Annotated in this window: 1 protein-coding gene; it reads right to left on the reverse strand. The window is 70.7% G+C overall.

The window, feature by feature from the left end; translation table 11 throughout:
- The coding region (locus AC2CJA_RS27245) for an ABC transporter ATP-binding protein (protein ID WP_484605282.1) at positions 1-441 on the reverse strand (441 nt) is incomplete at both ends.

A 441-nucleotide genomic window follows, 5' to 3' on the forward strand; every position in this document is an offset into this window, starting at 1 on the left:
ACGATCCGGCCGTCGGCGAGGAAGACGACCCGGTCCGCGTACGAGGCGGCCACCGGGTCGTGCGTCACCATGACCACGGTCTGACCCAGCTCCCGCACCGATTCGCGCAGGAAGCCCAGCACCTCGGCGCCCGCACGCGAGTCGAGGTTGCCGGTCGGCTCGTCACCGAAGATGATCTCCGGCCGGGCCGCCAGCGCGCGGGCGACGGCCACGCGCTGCTGCTGGCCGCCGGAGAGCTGGTTGGGCCGGTGCTTCAGCCGGCCCGACAGGCCGACCGTCTCCACCACCCGGTCCAGCCACTCCCGCTCGGGCCTGCGGCCGGCGATGTCCATCGGCAGCGTGATGTTCTCCAGCGCCGTCAGGGTGGGCAGCAGATTGAACGCCTGGAAGATGAAACCGACCTTGTCCCGGCGCAGTCGCGTGAGCTTCTTCTCCTTCAGG

It is taken from the genome of Streptomyces sp. ATLC9 (assembly GCF_057196705.1).